The organism is Candidatus Zixiibacteriota bacterium (assembly GCA_019038695.1).
Lineage (GTDB): Bacteria > Zixibacteria > MSB-5A5 > GN15 > FEB-12 > B120-G9.
Genome location: JAHOYZ010000001.1, coordinates 25,274 through 41,661 on the forward strand (window position 1 = coordinate 25,274; position 16,388 = coordinate 41,661).

Annotated in this window: 14 protein-coding genes; all 14 read right to left on the reverse strand. The window is 49.7% G+C overall.

Annotated elements, in window-relative coordinates; genetic code table 11:
- Nucleotides 1-8: 8 nt before the first annotated feature.
- On the reverse strand, nucleotides 9-449 hold the full coding sequence (locus KOO62_00110; protein MBU8932385.1) for a DoxX family membrane protein: 441 nt from the start codon (nucleotides 447-449) through the stop codon (nucleotides 9-11).
- The gene (locus KOO62_00115; GenBank protein ID MBU8932386.1) at nucleotides 437-955 is read right to left on the reverse strand and encodes a rhodanese-like domain-containing protein; all 519 of its coding nucleotides are present in this window, start codon (nucleotides 953-955) and stop codon (nucleotides 437-439) included. Before KOO62_00115 ends, KOO62_00110 begins: the two co-directional genes overlap by 13 nt.
- Before the next feature lie 277 nt (nucleotides 956-1,232).
- Nucleotides 1,233-1,412: a hypothetical protein gene (locus KOO62_00120; protein ID MBU8932387.1), complete on the reverse strand. Its 180-nt coding sequence runs from the start codon at nucleotides 1,410-1,412 to the stop codon at nucleotides 1,233-1,235.
- A 225-nt stretch (nucleotides 1,413-1,637) separates the two neighbouring features.
- Nucleotides 1,638-1,952, reverse strand: a complete 315-nt coding sequence (locus KOO62_00125) for a LuxR C-terminal-related transcriptional regulator (protein MBU8932388.1) — start codon at nucleotides 1,950-1,952, stop codon at nucleotides 1,638-1,640.
- Between the two features lie 14 nt (nucleotides 1,953-1,966).
- Nucleotides 1,967-2,515, reverse strand: a complete 549-nt coding sequence (locus tag KOO62_00130) for a hypothetical protein (GenBank protein ID MBU8932389.1) — start codon at nucleotides 2,513-2,515, stop codon at nucleotides 1,967-1,969.
- A gap of 135 nt (nucleotides 2,516-2,650) precedes the next feature.
- Nucleotides 2,651-3,379 (reverse strand): glycosyltransferase family 2 protein, encoded by a 729-nt coding sequence (locus tag KOO62_00135; protein ID MBU8932390.1) that lies wholly within the window; start codon nucleotides 3,377-3,379, stop codon nucleotides 2,651-2,653.
- Nucleotides 3,376-3,972, reverse strand: a complete 597-nt coding sequence (locus KOO62_00140; GenBank protein MBU8932391.1) for an N-acetyltransferase — start codon at nucleotides 3,970-3,972, stop codon at nucleotides 3,376-3,378. The genes KOO62_00135 and KOO62_00140 overlap by 4 nt, the downstream gene beginning before the upstream one ends.
- Before the next feature lies 1 nt (nucleotide 3,973).
- Nucleotides 3,974-4,987, reverse strand: coding sequence for a Gfo/Idh/MocA family oxidoreductase (locus KOO62_00145; GenBank protein MBU8932392.1), 1,014 nt, complete (start codon nucleotides 4,985-4,987; stop codon nucleotides 3,974-3,976).
- A gap of 23 nt (nucleotides 4,988-5,010) precedes the next feature.
- Nucleotides 5,011-7,233 (reverse strand): glycosyltransferase family 39 protein, encoded by a 2,223-nt coding sequence (locus tag KOO62_00150; protein MBU8932393.1) that lies wholly within the window; start codon nucleotides 7,231-7,233, stop codon nucleotides 5,011-5,013.
- Nucleotides 7,234-7,270: 37 nt separating this feature from the next.
- Nucleotides 7,271-8,395 carry a flippase-like domain-containing protein gene (locus KOO62_00155; GenBank protein ID MBU8932394.1) on the reverse strand — a complete coding sequence of 375 codons (1,125 nt, stop codon included), beginning with the start codon at nucleotides 8,393-8,395 and terminating at the stop codon, nucleotides 7,271-7,273.
- Nucleotides 8,287-9,402, reverse strand: a complete 1,116-nt coding sequence (locus KOO62_00160) for a glycosyltransferase family 4 protein (protein MBU8932395.1) — start codon at nucleotides 9,400-9,402, stop codon at nucleotides 8,287-8,289. The genes KOO62_00155 and KOO62_00160 overlap by 109 nt, the downstream gene beginning before the upstream one ends.
- Nucleotides 9,399-12,407: a DUF2723 domain-containing protein gene (locus KOO62_00165; protein MBU8932396.1), complete on the reverse strand. Its 3,009-nt coding sequence runs from the start codon at nucleotides 12,405-12,407 to the stop codon at nucleotides 9,399-9,401. Before KOO62_00165 ends, KOO62_00160 begins: the two co-directional genes overlap by 4 nt.
- Nucleotides 12,408-13,019: 612 nt before the next feature.
- Nucleotides 13,020-13,886 carry a hypothetical protein gene (locus KOO62_00170; GenBank protein ID MBU8932397.1) on the reverse strand — a complete coding sequence of 289 codons (867 nt, stop codon included), beginning with the start codon at nucleotides 13,884-13,886 and terminating at the stop codon, nucleotides 13,020-13,022.
- A gap of 143 nt (nucleotides 13,887-14,029) precedes the next feature.
- The gene (locus KOO62_00175) at nucleotides 14,030-16,303 is read right to left on the reverse strand and encodes a hypothetical protein (GenBank protein ID MBU8932398.1); all 2,274 of its coding nucleotides are present in this window, start codon (nucleotides 16,301-16,303) and stop codon (nucleotides 14,030-14,032) included.
- Nucleotides 16,304-16,388: the final 85 nt, after the last annotated feature.

Below are 16,388 nucleotides of genomic sequence, written 5' to 3' on the forward strand. Positions count from 1 at the left end.
CAGTAACACTACTTCAGACGCCACTTGGTAGATTGGCTCAAGGCCAATTGGATCGTCAGGACAATCAGCACCAGGTCAAATATTAACGCCTCCCAGGCCGCTTCTCCCGAAGCCTGGGCCGCTTTGAAACAGCCGCAATCAATGTCAATGCCACGTTGAATGGCAACTGACAAAGCTATAATGAAGATCACGGTCATCCCATTGACCGCAATGACTGCCCCCCGGTAGAGCACGCCAATAACGAGACACAGACCGGCCACAAGTTCCAGCCAGGGCAAAATCAGCGCCATCAAGTTGATCAGATTGCCCGGAACCATGTGGTAGTACCAGATAGATCTAGCGAAGTCGCCCGGCTCAATAATCTTGTACACCGAAGCCCCGATGAAGACACCTCCCACGGCCAGTCGAAAGAGCATGGTCAGATAATCGTTGTCGACTATTCTTCGCAATTGCGCCTCCGCTCAAGCTTCAGGTCGAAGGCAACCCATTCGCGAGAACCACCAAAAAAGATCCCTAAGTTCGTGTAGCCAAAAGCCTGTAAATTGCGTGCCATGTGCAACGATAAATCACACTCCTCCCCAGAGCAGAATGTAATCAGTTTGGTATCCCGAGCACAGTGGCCCAGAGCTGAATCGATGTGTGCCTCCAGATTGTCCTCTGGAAGATAGTCAAAAGGAATATTGATCGCTCCGGGAATCGTACCGCATTCGAACTCTTCCGGCTCCCGGCAATCAATGAACACGACATTCCCGCTGTTGAACTCTAATTCGGCCAGATCAAGGGCTATGAAGGGAGGGTCATCGACATCAGCATTGGGGGGGATAATCGGTTCAGTGCCACTGGATAGCGACCGGTATTTACCAATAACCGCAATGCTGTTGGGGGAAACCAGGTTCACTCCAAGGCCGAGAACCACCGAGATAATCAATAGAATTGTTAGCTGTCTAATGGCCATGTTGTCCGTTTGTGTCTCAATGTCTGCCCTATTATACGCCGTAGTTCCTGTTCCGGTCCATGAACTGACGCATCATTTGTCATACGGCTATTGACACTTCTTTCGGCACAATAGAACAATTCCCTTTGCAGGGAGTCAAGTCAAATGTCCTCATCTTAGAATTCACTGCTGAAAACAGGCAAAAAAACAGGACCTGTGCCAAACACAGATCCTGCCAAACTTGGTAGTCTGATACCAAAATCGTCGAGGAGAATGCGCATCCCGGATTCTCCCTGAGCTACTGGGGATTCTGTAATCCTCTACTAATGCGCGCCGAAACCATCAGGTACCGCCCACTTAGAATCTTTCCGACCACAGTCGTGAATCTGGACGGTCGAAGCATCTGTAGACTATACGGGTGCCAGCAGTCTTTTTCACCCAGAGATGCATATTTCCTATCAGTTATTCTCTTTGGCATGGTACAACTCCCTATGTCTTTCCGGTCCCCCTCAACCGCAAGGTTAAACAAAACATAGCAATAAAAGGCGGTGTGAGGTTAAATAGGGAATGTCCTAAAGAAAGATATCACCTCCTCAAGGTCACAAAACATTCAAGTTCAAACTACCTTCATAATTACACAAAGGTGCTGACGGACGCATCGGGCTCAATAACGCCCCTCACTAATAAGTTATTTGACATACACCTAAGAGGCGACAACCTTACGTAACTTCTTGATCGCACGATGTTTATAGATGTGTACTACTTGTTGAGTGATGCCAAGTGTTGCGGCAATTTCACGCTCTGTTCGCCCCTTGAGATATCGTCCAATTACCTGTTTCTGGCGCTTGGAGAGTGAATGACCAATATGCCACCTGAGCTTATGTCGAAACCTATCAAGGTTCGCCTGAGATGGCTTGTCAGCTTCATCGACATGGTAGGGTGATCGTTCGTTGGCAAACGATTCCAGAATCAGCTTATCAACCATTATTTCGGCAAAATCAGACTCTCGCAAACCCATCTCTCGCCTGCTCCTCAGTAGTTTAGCTTCCCTGCCGTTCGGATTTTGCTTAGCTCGGCCAATGTAATCTTGAATTCGTCTGCTGTCTCCTGTCTGATCTCCCCGAGAGCAACTCGCTTTTCGTAAGTTGACAGGTCAGACGGTAATGCTCTATATCTCTTCTTGTAGGCGGTCAATATCTGTGTATGCCGGGACGGCTTTTTCGGTTCGCTTTTCTTAGCCATCGATTGAGAATCCCTTGTCGAATTCCTGGCATCCTGGAGCTTACTCTGAAGGCTGGCCATCTCCGATTTCAAAAAGCTAATGCGATCAATCAGTGAATCTGTTTCTTGGCGGTGATCACGACTTAGCGCCAACATCGAATCCGCGAATGCAATTTCCTGCTGGATAGCTTTGTAGCGAAGCGAATCAGCTTCCTGACGCTTCTGATCAAGCCCTTTCATGCCCACGATTCGACCCTCATCATAGGCATCCTGCGACTGGTCGTACTGCCGATTAGTCTTGAGATAGGCTATGCTGATGAGCACCACCAGCAGTACTGCTGCAATTAGAATCCGCTTCACACAGAGTTACTCCTTTCTTAGGAATACGATATTCCTGCAGAATCGGGGAGTCAAGTTTGAACATCAACCAGTTGGGATACAGCTGCCAGCGATGGGAATAAAGTGCTGTGACACAATTGACAGCGAGGATCTAATCTACTTTTTGATTCTCAGGAGTAGAAACACCCAGGGTCGGAGCATTGACCACCAACCGGTCAAAGGTTTGATTTTCGAATAGTCCTTCCGATGCTCCGGATAGATCATCGAGACCGGTACTTCTGTCACCCGATACCCAAGCGTGATAGCCTTGAAGTGGATATAGTATTCCATTTCGTAACGACCAAGCCAATCCTGACTTATATCCACCTCGGAATCGTCGAGAAGATTCAAGCGGTAGGCGCGAAATCCACAGGTAAGATCGGTTCCGCGGAATCCGATCAAACGACCGATCACGCCCGTGAGTAACCGAATGGCAAAGTGACGAAATCGTGGCAAATTGGGACTACGTCCACCTTCCAGATAACGAGACCCCTGAACGTAGTCAGCTTGTTCGGTAACGATTGGTTCCAGTAATCGTGGGATTTCCTCAGGAAGCATCTTGCCGTTACCGGCCATTATTACAATCACTTCATACCCATGCTCGCGACAGTATCCTACAGCCGACCGAATACCTACTCCGACACCACAGTTTTGGTTGTGTCGAATGACGGCATGCCCCTCCACCTCAAGAAACTGCGTCGAGCCATCGGTGGAACCATCGTCGATGAAGACAAGATCATACTCTCGATCCGTGGGGAAGCGATTCACGAGCGCCCGAAGTTTATCCCCTTCATTGTAGGTAACAACAACAACCAGAGTTTTTTTTGATGTTGCCCGATCCGTCATGACTCGCAGATCACCTGGTCAGCATCCAGTCGAAAATGAAGACCGCAAGCACAAACACTTCGTGTTCCTGTGGTATTCTGATCGAGATAATCAGAATTGAAGTCCAGCCTCTCCCCGCACCTGCAAACATACCCTTTTAGGCGAGCCGGATTGCCATAGCAGAGAGTAAAGTCCGGCACATCATGAGTAACTACTGCGCCAGCCCCGACGAAGGCATAGCGACCAATCGTATTGCCAGCGACGATCGTCACTCCAGCTCCAATGGTCGCTCCCTGACGAACGAGGGTTCGATCATACTCGGTGCGATGCGCCTTACTGCGAGGGCGAATATCATTGGTGAAAACAACACTCGGGCCAACAAATACATCATCCTCGATTACTACCCCATCCCACAGCGACACACCGTTCTTGATCGTCACACGATCGCCAACAACAACATTGGCCTCTACGAAACAATGGTCGCAGATATTACAATCGGCGCCAATAGTGCCCCCCTTCTGGATGTTACAAAATGCCCAGATGCGCGTACCGTCACCAATATTATGGGTCTCAACGATGGCGGTCTCGTGTATGAAATGCTTGTTACCGGTCATATTATTCCAACTCAATCAGGCTGCCGTCGGAGCGGATCGATTTCGTAGCGGCGTCAAGGATGCGCACAACCCTGAGACCCGCCGCGCCATCGGTACGGGGGTTACGATTCTCTTCGATGGCGTTGCGAAACTCACTCGTCACTCTCTGCAACGCTTCGGTAAGATCGACCTTCGGTGCCAGCATATCGCCCGTTCGGTACTGAATCTGGTAGTTATATATCTGGTCTTTGTCAGGAAACATATCAACGCCATTGTCATAAACCTTGACCTTCTCGTGCGGTTCCATGTCGTCATAGATAACCATTTTCTTTGACCCGGAAAGGATCGTCTTGCGCACCTTGACCGGCGCCAGCCAGTTGACATGTATATGCCCCAGCAGGTTGTTATCGTAGAAGGTTGACAGGTAGGCAATATTCTCAATGCCGGAATCAAAATGAGCCACTCCGGTTGCGGCCACAGCTCGCGGAGAACGGTCCAGCAGGTAATCCATAATCGAAACATCGTGCGGAGCGAGGTCCCAAATGACATTGACATCATGCTGGAACAACCCCAGGTTAACACGAACCGAGTCAAAGTAGTATAACTCGCCCAGTTCGCCGGTATCGATGTAGCGTTTGATGGTTTCGACCGCGCCGGTGTAGAGAAAAGTATGGTCCACCATAAGACGCAGATTCTTTTTCGATGCCAGTTCGATCAACTGCTCGGCTTGCTCAACGGTAGCTGTGAACGGTTTCTCCATGAACAAATGTTTACCGTTGTTGAGCGCCTCTTGTCCCAGGGCAAAATGCGTAGACACTGGCGTTACAACCGCCACAGCATCAATGTCATTTGCGTGGAGAATTTCATTGGCATCCGAGGTGAGGAGCTTCATTGCGGGATACTGTCTGCGTACTACTTCCAATCGTTCCGGTCGCAAATCACAAACAGCTGTGACCGTCGTATCATCGAGAGCATTAAAGTTCCTAACCAGGTTAGGACCCCAGTAACCGTAACCGATCACGCCAATATTTATCATCGCTTGTCCTTATGCCACTCTGTTTAGTAAACCTCAAAACTACTGTCGGCTCTGATACACAACAGGAATATATTGTAACGCCCGGATTGAATCCCGGGTTCTGGCGAAAGATCACTTCCCCCCGCCAGATTCATCTCGTCATGTGGAATATAATAGGATACAGCGGAATCTGACAGGTATTTCACGGGCACCTGAATACGAGGATCATCCTCATGAACAAATCGTTCAATACTGGTAAAGCTGGATTTGGTAAATCGGACCGCCGGAATATAGTGCTTGTCATCCGAATGCTGGAAATTACCCCAGAGCGAGATACAGGCCTTATCTTCATTCTGTACGGCGGACACCTGGATATCGATAAAGCCCTTTCGATCCAACACGCTAAGCGGTAACGAATGTATAAACAGGTACTGACGAAAAGCTTCCGCCCCAAGTGGCAGCAACTCCGAGTAATACCTATAAGTCGGTTTGGGATAGAAGAGGCTTCTTAATCGATTGTCCTTCCAACTCAATTGCTGTGTCCAGTCGCCCAGGGTAATCGCTAACTCCGTCTCAGGATCGCTATCAGTATTGATATCCACCACAACGCTCAACATATCCCCCTCCCCAAGCTCCGGAGGGTGGCTAATATAGATACGGGTTCCAGCCACCATGTGGGGATCTGTCAGGCGACATTCAAACTCAGACCAGCGATCCCGGTCGAGAGTCATAGTCCAGCCGGTTACGCTAATGATAACGACCGTGCCAACGGTCATCAGGAGCGTTCCCCTAGGGTGTCCGTCGTAGATAAGCAACCGACCGATAATCCAAAATCCCGATGCCAGCAATAACGCTTTCAAAATCAAGCAGCCAATGACCAGTTCACGACTAACACTTGAACCAAATAGAGTGTTGATCCAGCCCGGACCAAACTGCCAGGTCGCCAGTAACAGCACTGCCACCCCGACCAGACGCCAGCTACTGCTAACCGGATTGGTCCGCCAGCTAGCCCCAAGGAGAGCCACGAAGTGGCCGGCTGCCAGTAGCACCATTGGCATGGCGTTCAGATTGTATCGTGAGTTGGAATGAAAAACGACATGAATAAGAGTATAATAGCCGATTATAAAAAGCAACCATGCCGCCAGTCTGAACTCCAGCCGCAACAATAACAGCAACCCGGCCAGACCCAGCACAACAATGGCAAGATGCATAATCTCACCGACCTGGTAGGGTACAACCAGTGTACGTCGGAAGTCGTTGTATGGTCGTCGCCACAGGCGATCAAACTTCTTTACAACCAACCCGGCCAGACCCATTGGATCAGCTATCATTCCCTCTGTCACCGAACGGGACCAGAAATCGTCACCTACTTTGTCCAGATCATATCCCTCGAATTCGATGGAAGACGACTGCCTCAGATTGGCTGCAGCATATCCGGGATCGCGCACTGCCAACTGTCCATAATGGACAGAGGCAATGCTAACCCAGATGGCAGCGATAGCACCCAGCGGTGCGGCATACCAGAGGATACGCTTGAGAATGACAACTGTCGGCCAGGTTGGACGCACATAGAAATACATTCCGGCCAACAATGGACCGGCCAGCAACATGGCAGTCGGTTTGTTTAGAATGAGTAGCCCTGTTACGGCTCCAGCCCAGAACAGACAGGCGCGGCTGTTACTCTCGAAAGCTCTTAACAGGAGATACAATGCAAGCAATATCCAGAAATTTGTAGAAGTATCCAACAGTATCATCGAGGATGACAGAACGAATGGGAAATAAATGGCATATCCAATTCCTGCCAGCAGGGCCGGTAAACGGCCCACCAGTCGCACGCCCACCATTATTAGAAGCAGATTCGCCGCCAGGTCAAACAAAATACCGAGTATCCGAACGAATGTAAAATCCGCCGATGGAGTCATAACAAATATGGAGGCCAGCAACGAAGGATACAGCGGACCGCTAATGAATAATTCTTCACGCGCCTGGGTCAGAGTATGCGGGCTGTATGAAAGCCATTCGATTTTCTCACCCTGAATGTACTTGTCGTAATAATGCTTGAAACGATAACGATCTTCGCGTTCATCGGCTACGGTTTCAACAGCTGGTTGATCAATCAGTGAAATCAACCCCAGCGCGGCAGCCGCGTATCGGCGGGCATCCCACATCACAGGCAGGACATCCCCGGACGCCAGGAAGCCGACTCTCAATACCACTGACAGAATCAGGATCAAATAGATCGTACGTCTGAAAGTACGGCTCTGCATTTTCCCTACTCCCGTGGAGAGATAGATTTCGATGCGCTCATGTCACTTCCCCGCCTTCAGAGGCTTCTTCCTCAAGGTGCTTGAGGGAGAGATGTTCTTTCTTGAGGAAATAGAAACCCAGCAGCGTTACCACAATGTACTGCGTTGCATGAAGCACCAACGCACAGGAAAGAGCATCGGCTTGGGATACGCCGTAACGCATCATTGACCAGACCGCTCCGGCATGATAAACGCCAACAAATCCCGGAGAAGATGGTACCAGAATCGAAATAGAAACAATGACCAGGACGACATAGGCAGCATCGAGCGGTAAATCAAGACCAAAGGCCTTGAAAACGAATATGTTCGCGAATCCCATCAATAGCCAGATCATTAGAGTCTGAACACCGACTGAGGCGACACTGCGAAAATCCGTGAGAAATTCCAGTCCACGAGAGAACTTCATCACTATGCCTTCAAGCGACTCTTTCACCGAGTCAGGCACAAAGAACAGGTAGCGCGTCATCAGATGTCCAGCCTGAACTGGCTTGAGCGCAAGACTCAGAATGAACATGATCCCTACAAGGGCGATCCCGACAGCAATGGTGAGTCCCTGCACCATCCCAGGATCCAACGATAAATCGGAGAAATACAGAATGCACCCAAATATCAATAGCAATGCTACTAAATCGAATACCATCCGCTCCACGAAGATCGTTGCCAGTGAAGCCGACTTGGTAATATGCTTTTCGCGAGAAGCCAGTGAATATGCCCGCACGAACTCCCCAAGCCTGAGAGGTAGAACATTGTTGGCCATAAATCCGATGCAGGTCGCTGCCAGTAAACGCTGGAAAGTGACATGAGTGATCGGCTTCACCATGGCCCGCCAGCGATAAGCTCGCTGGTACATGGTCAGAAAAATAAAGGCAACGTTCGGAATCAGCCAAAGGTAGTTGGCATCCTTGAGGGCCGTTCCCAGCTCACTGAAGTTGATATTCCTAAATAGCACCCATAGCAACACAGCCGAGATGCCAAGGCCAATAACAAGATACAGAAGCTTCTTAGCTTGCAGGGTCATGTTTTGTCCCTGGAAAGGTTCAAGATTAACCGCTCGAAATCCCTGGCCGCAGTGTCCCAACTGAATCTTGCCGCCCACTCCAGTGCGCCCTTTTGCAACGTACATTGCAGGGATTCGTTGGTTAGGATACTCTCAATCTTGTGCGCCAATTCATTGATATTGCCGTGCTCATATAGATAACCGGTCACGCCATCACGCACCGAATCTCGCAGTCCGGGGACATCGGCGGCAATAACCGGAGTTCCAACAGAATTGGATTCTATGTTAGTGAGTCCCCATCCTTCTTTAAGTGACGGAAGCACGGCTACATGGGCACGCCTCATGCGCTCAACTTTGTTCTCAACCGAGACAAAGCCTGGAAACTCAACATCTTCTGCCAGACCCAATTCTCGTACCTGTTCACGCAGAGGATCAAGGTAATCACCTGCTCCCACAATCATCAGACGGGCGTTTGAGACTCGTTTCTTGACGAGGTCGAATGCTTGCACCAGGTCCTGTATGCATTTGTATTTTTTGATGCGTCCGAGATACAGAACGGTCGGACGCTCGTACTTGGGAATCGACGGATCATGGGCAAACAGATCACTATCAATGCCGCAGTGAATTACCGAAACATCCTCACGAGGAATACCGCGAGCCACGAGATCATTGGCGGTTGACTCGGAAATAACGTTAAAAGGTCGTCCACGATAAACCGAAACGAGGGGACGTTCAGCCAGATAAATATATGTCCCCAGCACGAAATTAATCTCCTGAAACACCGTGGTCGCAAAGAGATGAGGTACTACTACGAGCGTTTTCAGATCAAGGTAAAAAGGAGTATAGAACGGGATCTTGTTTATGTCTTCTATCAGCAAATCGAAATCATTCTCGCGGGCCAGACGACGTAGATGAAAAGGTGCCACCAAATTGAAATTAAAACGATTACCGCGCCTGATCACCCTGATTCCTTCAATCATCTCCTCTGCTCGACAACCAGTAAATCCGGAACAAAACAGCGTGACCTCGTGTCCGTACACAACAAGACGCTGCAGAAGTTCCTCAAGATGCACTTCGGCTCCTCCAGCGTATGGATTCGCCAAATCGTTCCAATTGAGAGCCAATATCTTCATTGGCGCACCTCATCGGCTGGTATCCCGGACTGAACTTTGCCCTGAAGTTCCTTCAGCATTTCTCTCACCCTCTTATCAGCCGGATTGAATTGAAGCCACGATTGCATGAGTTGACGCATATTCGCCATGCGTTGATTCTCGAAATACAGACGCATCAATTCTTCGAACGCCGGACGATAGGTCGGATCGCTTGCCAGCAATGAATTCAGCGTTTCCTCCGCAGCGGTGTCGTTCTCCTGTCCTCGATAGGCCCGAGCCAATGTCGTTTCCAACAACCTTCGATCACCTGCCCAGGTCTCATCAATCAGCGAGAGGATTTCATCTACCTTTCCCTGGGACTCATAGATAGAAGCCAGGAATGTCACCGGGTCTCCAGCATGAGGAATCTTCTCGACGGCCATCCGTGCCAACTCGGCTGCTTTCTCCAGATCGCCCGCCTTGCGTATAGTATCGGCCACTACTAAAAAAGCATTGCCATAGTTGCGGGTCAGACGAAGAGTGGCTTCATCCTGGTGAATGCTCGGATCATTGACTCCACGAGCACGAAATCGGTCCGGGTCGAGGAAGAACGAAACACTGGCATCAACATCAACTTCAAGCGGCTGTTGGGTCTGAGAAACCTGCCACACCAAACCCTTAAGGCTAAGTATTGAATCAGCCTTGCGACCACGGTAACGACGAGTGCCGGAACCAACAGTCACCGAGAAACATACCGGCCTCTCCTGAGCATACCGATCGACAAGGGCATCAATCACCAGATCCTGCAAACGGAACACCCGTCCGTCAGCCGTGCGAATTGATCTGAGTTGGTCTATTTCCGCGTCGGTCCATCCGAGGTCCAGCCCCATATTCATCTGTAGCTGTTTAATATACCACCGCGTGTTGGACAGAGACAGGTTGACCACCGACACGTCAGGTCGCAATCCATATACTTCCTGAAGACACCATAAAGGAAAAGTGTCGTTGTCACCATGAGTGAGTAGTATGCCGTTGGGTGGCATCGATTCCAGAAGATTACAACCATAGTCGTACGGTATGACATTTCCGGATCGATCACAGTAGTGATAATTGTTGGCCACCGTGATCGTCGGGACCAGGAATAACATCATCGCCATCCCCGGGATAGCCTGGCGCGATATCGTCGTAAATTTCACGGTGCTACGCCGAATGGTCTGAACAAATGCGGTCAGGCCAATTCCGACCGCCATCCCAAACAGAATGAAAGCTGGAGTGAAAAAATAGTCACGGTCGCGAACTTCGAGGTAGTCCATTCCCGTTCGTGGATGTTGACGGGTTCCATCGGCAAAGTTCATATACAGAATCAAACCAACCGAGACAATCAACAGCAACACCACGAATGGAAGACCTATCCTGGGACGGCGGCGCACTATCTCCCAGATCCCAAACACACCCACGAAAACCAACATCAACGAAGCCGGACCCGGCATTCCATATTGCTGTTTGAAAAATCGCCAAAAACCCATACGCCGATAGTCACCAAATTGATTGATCCACTCTGCCCGTCGCTGGAACATCCGGGCCAGCATGTTTTGTGCCCCATATTGTTTTCGTTCGAGGAATCCGATAGTCGCGGTTAAGCTCTCGGAGGGGTTGTTCTCATTGATGTTCGGTTGCTGGGCGGAACGGATCGGCACAAACAGATGAACCGAGAATCCAATAACAGCACAGACAAGAAGCGCCACCGCCGGTTTCCATCCGGACAGTCTGCCCGTCAAGCCAAATCCGATGATCACTATCATAGCCGTTAATACGCCGATGAAGAATAGCTTCAAACCTACAACAATCAGCGAGATTCCCAATAGTGCGATCAAGAATGACCAATGCAGTTGCCTTCGCAATACAAACAACAGCCCACAAACCACTAACGAAGACAAAATTAGAAATGGTATCAGACCCTTGGGAATGTGTAACAAGACAACTGCAATCGATGCTGCTATCACGAAGCCGGCGGGGGCCAACGCCGGGAATGAGCCACCGACCTTTGTGCGACGATTGACCCATCGGAGAACGACTACAATTGCCCAGATGGTCATCAGCGCCAGTACTCCGACTCCTATATAAGTCGTCATGCTACTCCCCCTTGAAAGGTCTGCCACACCATCGGAACTGCTTCCGAGATTGGCGGCTGCCATCGAAAAGAGTGGCATTGCCGCCACAAGAAATCCGAAGCCGACCAGAAGCTGTACTCTCGGCACCCGTTCGAAGGAGAATATGTAGAAGAAATACAAAATGCCAACGACTATAACCGGCACAAAATATGGAATCTCATTTACCCGCGATGACAGCGCGAAGATCAGATATAGCTCAAACAGGACAAACACAGCTATCAGATACCAGGTTTCGACCGGCGCTGATTTCTTTATGACAAAAAACAGACCGGCAAACAAAACAGCCACAAAAACTGTCATGTGCACACCTATCCCGAGGATACCAAGAAAAACAGTAAGAGCCATCACTCTGTATCCCGGAGCCGTTCCGGACTGTTCCCGGTAGATCAGGGTCAACCATATCACGGCCAGCATCAGCATCATCGCCATACCGTAAACTTCAGCCTCAACCGAGTTAGTCCAATTGGTCAACCCAAAGGCCGCCAGCAAAGCTCCTGATGCACCCCCGGCATAAATCAGCATCCGTGCAAAAGAGCCAGTCTCGGATCCGAACCAAATCCGAAGAAATCGCACAACAATAAGGTAACCAAACACGGCCGTGATCGAGGAACAGACGGCGGACAGCATGTTGACCCGCAGCGAGACATCGTCCCAAAAAGGCAGAAGAGTAAACAGACGGCCAAACAAAATATAGAGCGGCGTTCCCGGAGGGTGAGGTATGCCAAGAATATGAGAAGCAGCGATGAACTCGCCGCAGTCCCAGAAAGAAAGGGTGGGGGCTACGGTCAGGCAATAGATTGCCAGCGATGAAACCCAAACCAATCCGGCAACAACGGCATTGGTATAATCGAATTGTTGTGACACACGGAGCCGCATGATATTACTGCTACATTCCTCCGGCGGATGCTTATTATTGCCTTCCAACTTAAAAAGCTAAGTCGTTGAGCACCAAAGACGTCGAATATACCAACATGTCAGGCTTCTGTCCAGCAAATAATCACGCTGCTTCCTCCCACGCGAATCGTTTTTTTACAAGTGTTCTGGATATAATCCTAATCAATTATGCTGGGTGGCCTATCATTCAGGCAGGGTGGCATGCTCAAACTCGTTTGGGCATAATACTCGTAGGGTGGAACCCTTCTTAGCGGTTCCGCCAGGCATCGCCTGTTTTCTGGCAGGAGCGCAGGGTTTTGCCCTACGAACACTCATCATCCGGCCCAAACAAGTTTGAGCCTGCCACCCGAACTAATAGCAGAACAACAGGGGATTCTTCCCTACAACTACTGAACTTCCGGGCTACACCCAATGGCGGGGTCAGGACCGCCGGTGAACAGATAACCCACCAAATAAGTCAGATCAGCTACGTTGACGTCCCGTGAATATATACGTAGGCGTCCCTGGGCTCGTGTAAGCCTGCTCATTCTGAGATCAAGATAACGACAACCCTTGTAATTGTCTGTAAGATTGATCTCCTGTAAGTGGCTACTGCTATTTGAGGCACTCGGGCGAGCCATCGCCATCAGGATCACACGGCGGGTTGCCTCCCGTGAATAAATACGAAACCAGATAGGTCAGGTCGGCAATGTTGATGTCGCCGCCGCAATCCAGATCGCCGCACTTTGGATGAGAGGTCATAATCACCAAATCAATTTCTCCACAATCGTTGTAAGCCGGCGTTAACACACCGCCATTTACCGGACACAACAGGAACTCACAAGCCGGTCCCACAAAAGTCGTATCAAAATCCACTAAATGATCCGGCGTGTCCATGGGTACCTGAGCCCACATGGTAGCAAAAAGCCCCCCTGTTTGGGGCCGAATCTGGTCATAGGCGGAATTCCAGTAGATTACGACTTCATTCTTAGACGGATCAACGCTGAAACCACGACCCACTTCCGTACTGGTCATAGAACCAATAAAGCTGACCGATGTGATCTCGATATCCGCCGAGTTGTGAGTGAAGCCAAGGGACGCAGAGCGGATTGTATCGGTATTTGTCATATAGACCGGAATGGGGATTGAATCACCGGTAAGCTCTTGGACTACGATCGGACATCCAAGGTCTATGCTATTGCCGCCTGTTGGCGACACGCAGGTTACAGAACCCTCACAAGGAGGGTCACCCGCCACCCAAAGGTGTTGGATCAAATACCATGCATCACCTATGTTCACCGAACCACATTCATCCATATCAGCATCACCGATAGGCAAGGGGCCGCCGTGGAACATGTAGTCGGTCAACCAGCTATAATCGTCGAGATCGATGTTCGCATCATCATTGAGGTCACCACAAGTTTGACCAAAACATAATGATGGAAGAACGAATACCACACAGAGAAACAGAGCGCGCTTCATAGTACTACCTCCAGAAATAGATGTTGTCTATATTCTCTCCTATTTCGAATCGACTTAAGTAGCGGTCTCTGAGACAATACCACAAACCGCTATTGAATGTCTTCAGACAATCAGGACAAGTAGTCTGGTAATCTGAGATACCATCACTCCGGCGGCAACTCTGGTTCACACCCGATGGCGGGGTCAGGGCCACCGGTGAACAGGTAAGCCACCAAGTATGTCAAATCGGCGATGTTCACCGTACAGTTGCCATCGATATCTGTGATAAACAACGGGTACGGTGCAGTGCCACCAGTAAACAAGTACGCAACCAGAAAGGTCAGATCACCTACGTTGACCTCGTGTGAATGATCAAGGTCGCCAAGTTCCCACGTCCAGAAGTCAGGCGTGTTCCATGAAACTGTTGACAAACCGTCCGTATCCCAGGCTGTCACACGCCACCAATAGTGGGTGCCAAAGGTCAGGGAATCCTCTACCGAGTACTCCGTAGTCAATATCGAGTCTGTTGTGTTGACGAAACTGAACGCCGGGTCAACTGCAATCTCAAGCTTGTAGCGCACTGTATCAAACGGATCACCATCATACGATTTACTCCACATGAAGTTAGTCAGCATTTCAAACACTGGCATCCCGCCAGTATCGGGTGGGAAGTTGGCCTGTGGTGATGTAGGAGCCTCCGGTGTACCGTCAATGTAGATCCTCTGTGACACTGACCAATTAGAGTATTCATAACCGTCATATGCCCTTGCACTCCACCAGTAGATGCAACCCTCACCCAGGGGATCAACGACCTGCCCGCCTGTTGAATCTGATCCTTCTACGATTCCCAGAAGATCAATATTGGGAGTGACACAATCGGTATCATGAAATCCTGAGAAGTCATATGTGAGAAGATCATTCTCATCATCAATTGAGTTAGCAATCCAGAGTATGGGAGTATTATTGACCACGTCGTCTTCGAGCAGATATAACGGCACGGGAATCGACGGCACCGAGTTCATACGGAAGAAGGTGTTATACCAGTCAGACCATGCGGTACCGTTGTCCACTCTCAACCGCAGGTAGTAAGTCACGCCATCTTCGAGCGCCAGACCGGAGTAGGTCAGGAAAGTATCCGAGGCCACGAATGGAGCCGGATTCCACATCTCAGAATATTCCCAATCATCATCAGTTCCGACCGCGACCTCGACTTGAGTTTGTGCCTTGGCATCGAGAGGATCAAAGTAGCTCCACTCAATAAGTGGTGTGTGATTGATGACGTATTGTGAAGATACTATGCCGTCGATATTCATTTCAATGACAATCGGTTTCATACTTGTATCGAATGTGACAAATGTATGTCCTGTTTGCCAACCGGTACCTGAACCACCATAACTCACCGAACGCGCATGGGCTGAATAGAACAAACGCAACAGTTGATTCCCGCCACAGTCGATCCAACATCCGCTACTACGATACACATAAGCTCCATACCATGCGGTGGTATCATTGGACCATGACAGAAGAGGTTCCTCTTGTGCATCCCATGTTGAGCCTTTGTCTTCGCTGTACGCCAGGAACAACTCAGCGGAATCGCCAAAATTCAACCTCCCGTTTGGGGATTCTGTCACCAGCGCAAGAAGATTCATGGAGTCACTCGATATCACTTCCAGATGCCAGATTTTCATTGTATTACTGGAGGGTAAGAAATCACACGTATCAACAAACTGCCACGGCCCACCCATGGTTGGTGACGTATACATCACCACTCGAGACGTGTCCAGAGGAGTGGTGCCACTAGCCAGTGGTTCTACCACGAACATTTTGCAGGTACCGCTTGTATCAATTATCGCTGAAGGAGAGACGAATGCCGATATTGTCCCCATACCCAGGATACTATCCGACAGCAGTTCAATTGGCTCGCTCCAGTCCAATCCGTTTGATGTGTGAATCGCCCAAATCGAATGGTCGTCAAAACCAGCCTGTTCTATTGATACTCTGAACAATAGCCAGAGCCGCTCGCCCCCTTCGATAACAAGGTCTGGGTCGGATAGGTGTGTACAGTTCATTGCGGATGCATCGATGATCGGATTGCGCAAAGTATCGCCAGATGAGGTGAATTCCTCCCAGTTCATGCCATCATTGCTAACCGCTATATGTGGGTTCTCGTCGTTCTCCGATATGCAGAAGGGTGTATAAGCAATCCAGTATCTGAACCCCCACAAGCTGTTTGGAAAATGAAGCACCGATGGGTGCACGGCGTGCGATTCTCCAACACACACCAGACTGTCCTCATCATCCCAACCGTTGTAGAATGCAGGAAAAAGCGAGTAGTCATCCGCATGCACTGCGTTGGCATGCTCCAATTGCAGATCAAGTGCCATCCCAGAAGTGTTGACCCAGAAGATTACCATGAAAACTATCAGAACGCATCGCATTGGAATATCCCGCTGTGTAATTACCCTTCTGGATCAATATAGCGAATGACGTCCAAAATGGCAAGGGGATGGCGCGGATCTGGCT

What these genes read in the sequence shown, in the direction of transcription:
- KOO62_00115 (MBU8932386.1), bottom strand. Translation starts at nt 955, where the DNA reads ATGGCCATTAGACAGCTAACAATTCTATTGATTATCTCGGTGGTTCTC.
- KOO62_00120 (MBU8932387.1), bottom strand. Translation starts at nt 1,412, where the DNA reads ATGCCAAAGAGAATAACTGATAGGAAATATGCATCTCTGGGTGAAAAA.
- KOO62_00125 (MBU8932388.1), bottom strand. Translation starts at nt 1,952, where the DNA reads ATGGGTTTGCGAGAGTCTGATTTTGCCGAAATAATGGTTGATAAGCTG.
- KOO62_00135 (MBU8932390.1), bottom strand. Translation starts at nt 3,379, where the DNA reads ATGACGGATCGGGCAACATCAAAAAAAACTCTGGTTGTTGTTGTTACC.
- KOO62_00140 (MBU8932391.1), bottom strand. Translation starts at nt 3,972, where the DNA reads ATGACCGGTAACAAGCATTTCATACACGAGACCGCCATCGTTGAGACC.
- KOO62_00145 (MBU8932392.1), bottom strand. Translation starts at nt 4,987, where the DNA reads ATGATAAATATTGGCGTGATCGGTTACGGTTACTGGGGTCCTAACCTG.
- KOO62_00150 (MBU8932393.1), bottom strand. Translation starts at nt 7,233, where the DNA reads ATGCAGAGCCGTACTTTCAGACGTACGATCTATTTGATCCTGATTCTG.
- KOO62_00155 (MBU8932394.1), bottom strand. Translation starts at nt 8,395, where the DNA reads ATGTACGTTGCAAAAGGGCGCACTGGAGTGGGCGGCAAGATTCAGTTG.
- KOO62_00160 (MBU8932395.1), bottom strand. Translation starts at nt 9,402, where the DNA reads ATGAAGATATTGGCTCTCAATTGGAACGATTTGGCGAATCCATACGCT.
- KOO62_00165 (MBU8932396.1), bottom strand. Translation starts at nt 12,407, where the DNA reads ATGCGGCTCCGTGTGTCACAACAATTCGATTATACCAATGCCGTTGTT.
- KOO62_00170 (MBU8932397.1), bottom strand. Translation starts at nt 13,886, where the DNA reads ATGAAGCGCGCTCTGTTTCTCTGTGTGGTATTCGTTCTTCCATCATTA.
- KOO62_00175 (MBU8932398.1), bottom strand. Translation starts at nt 16,303, where the DNA reads ATGCGATGCGTTCTGATAGTTTTCATGGTAATCTTCTGGGTCAACACT.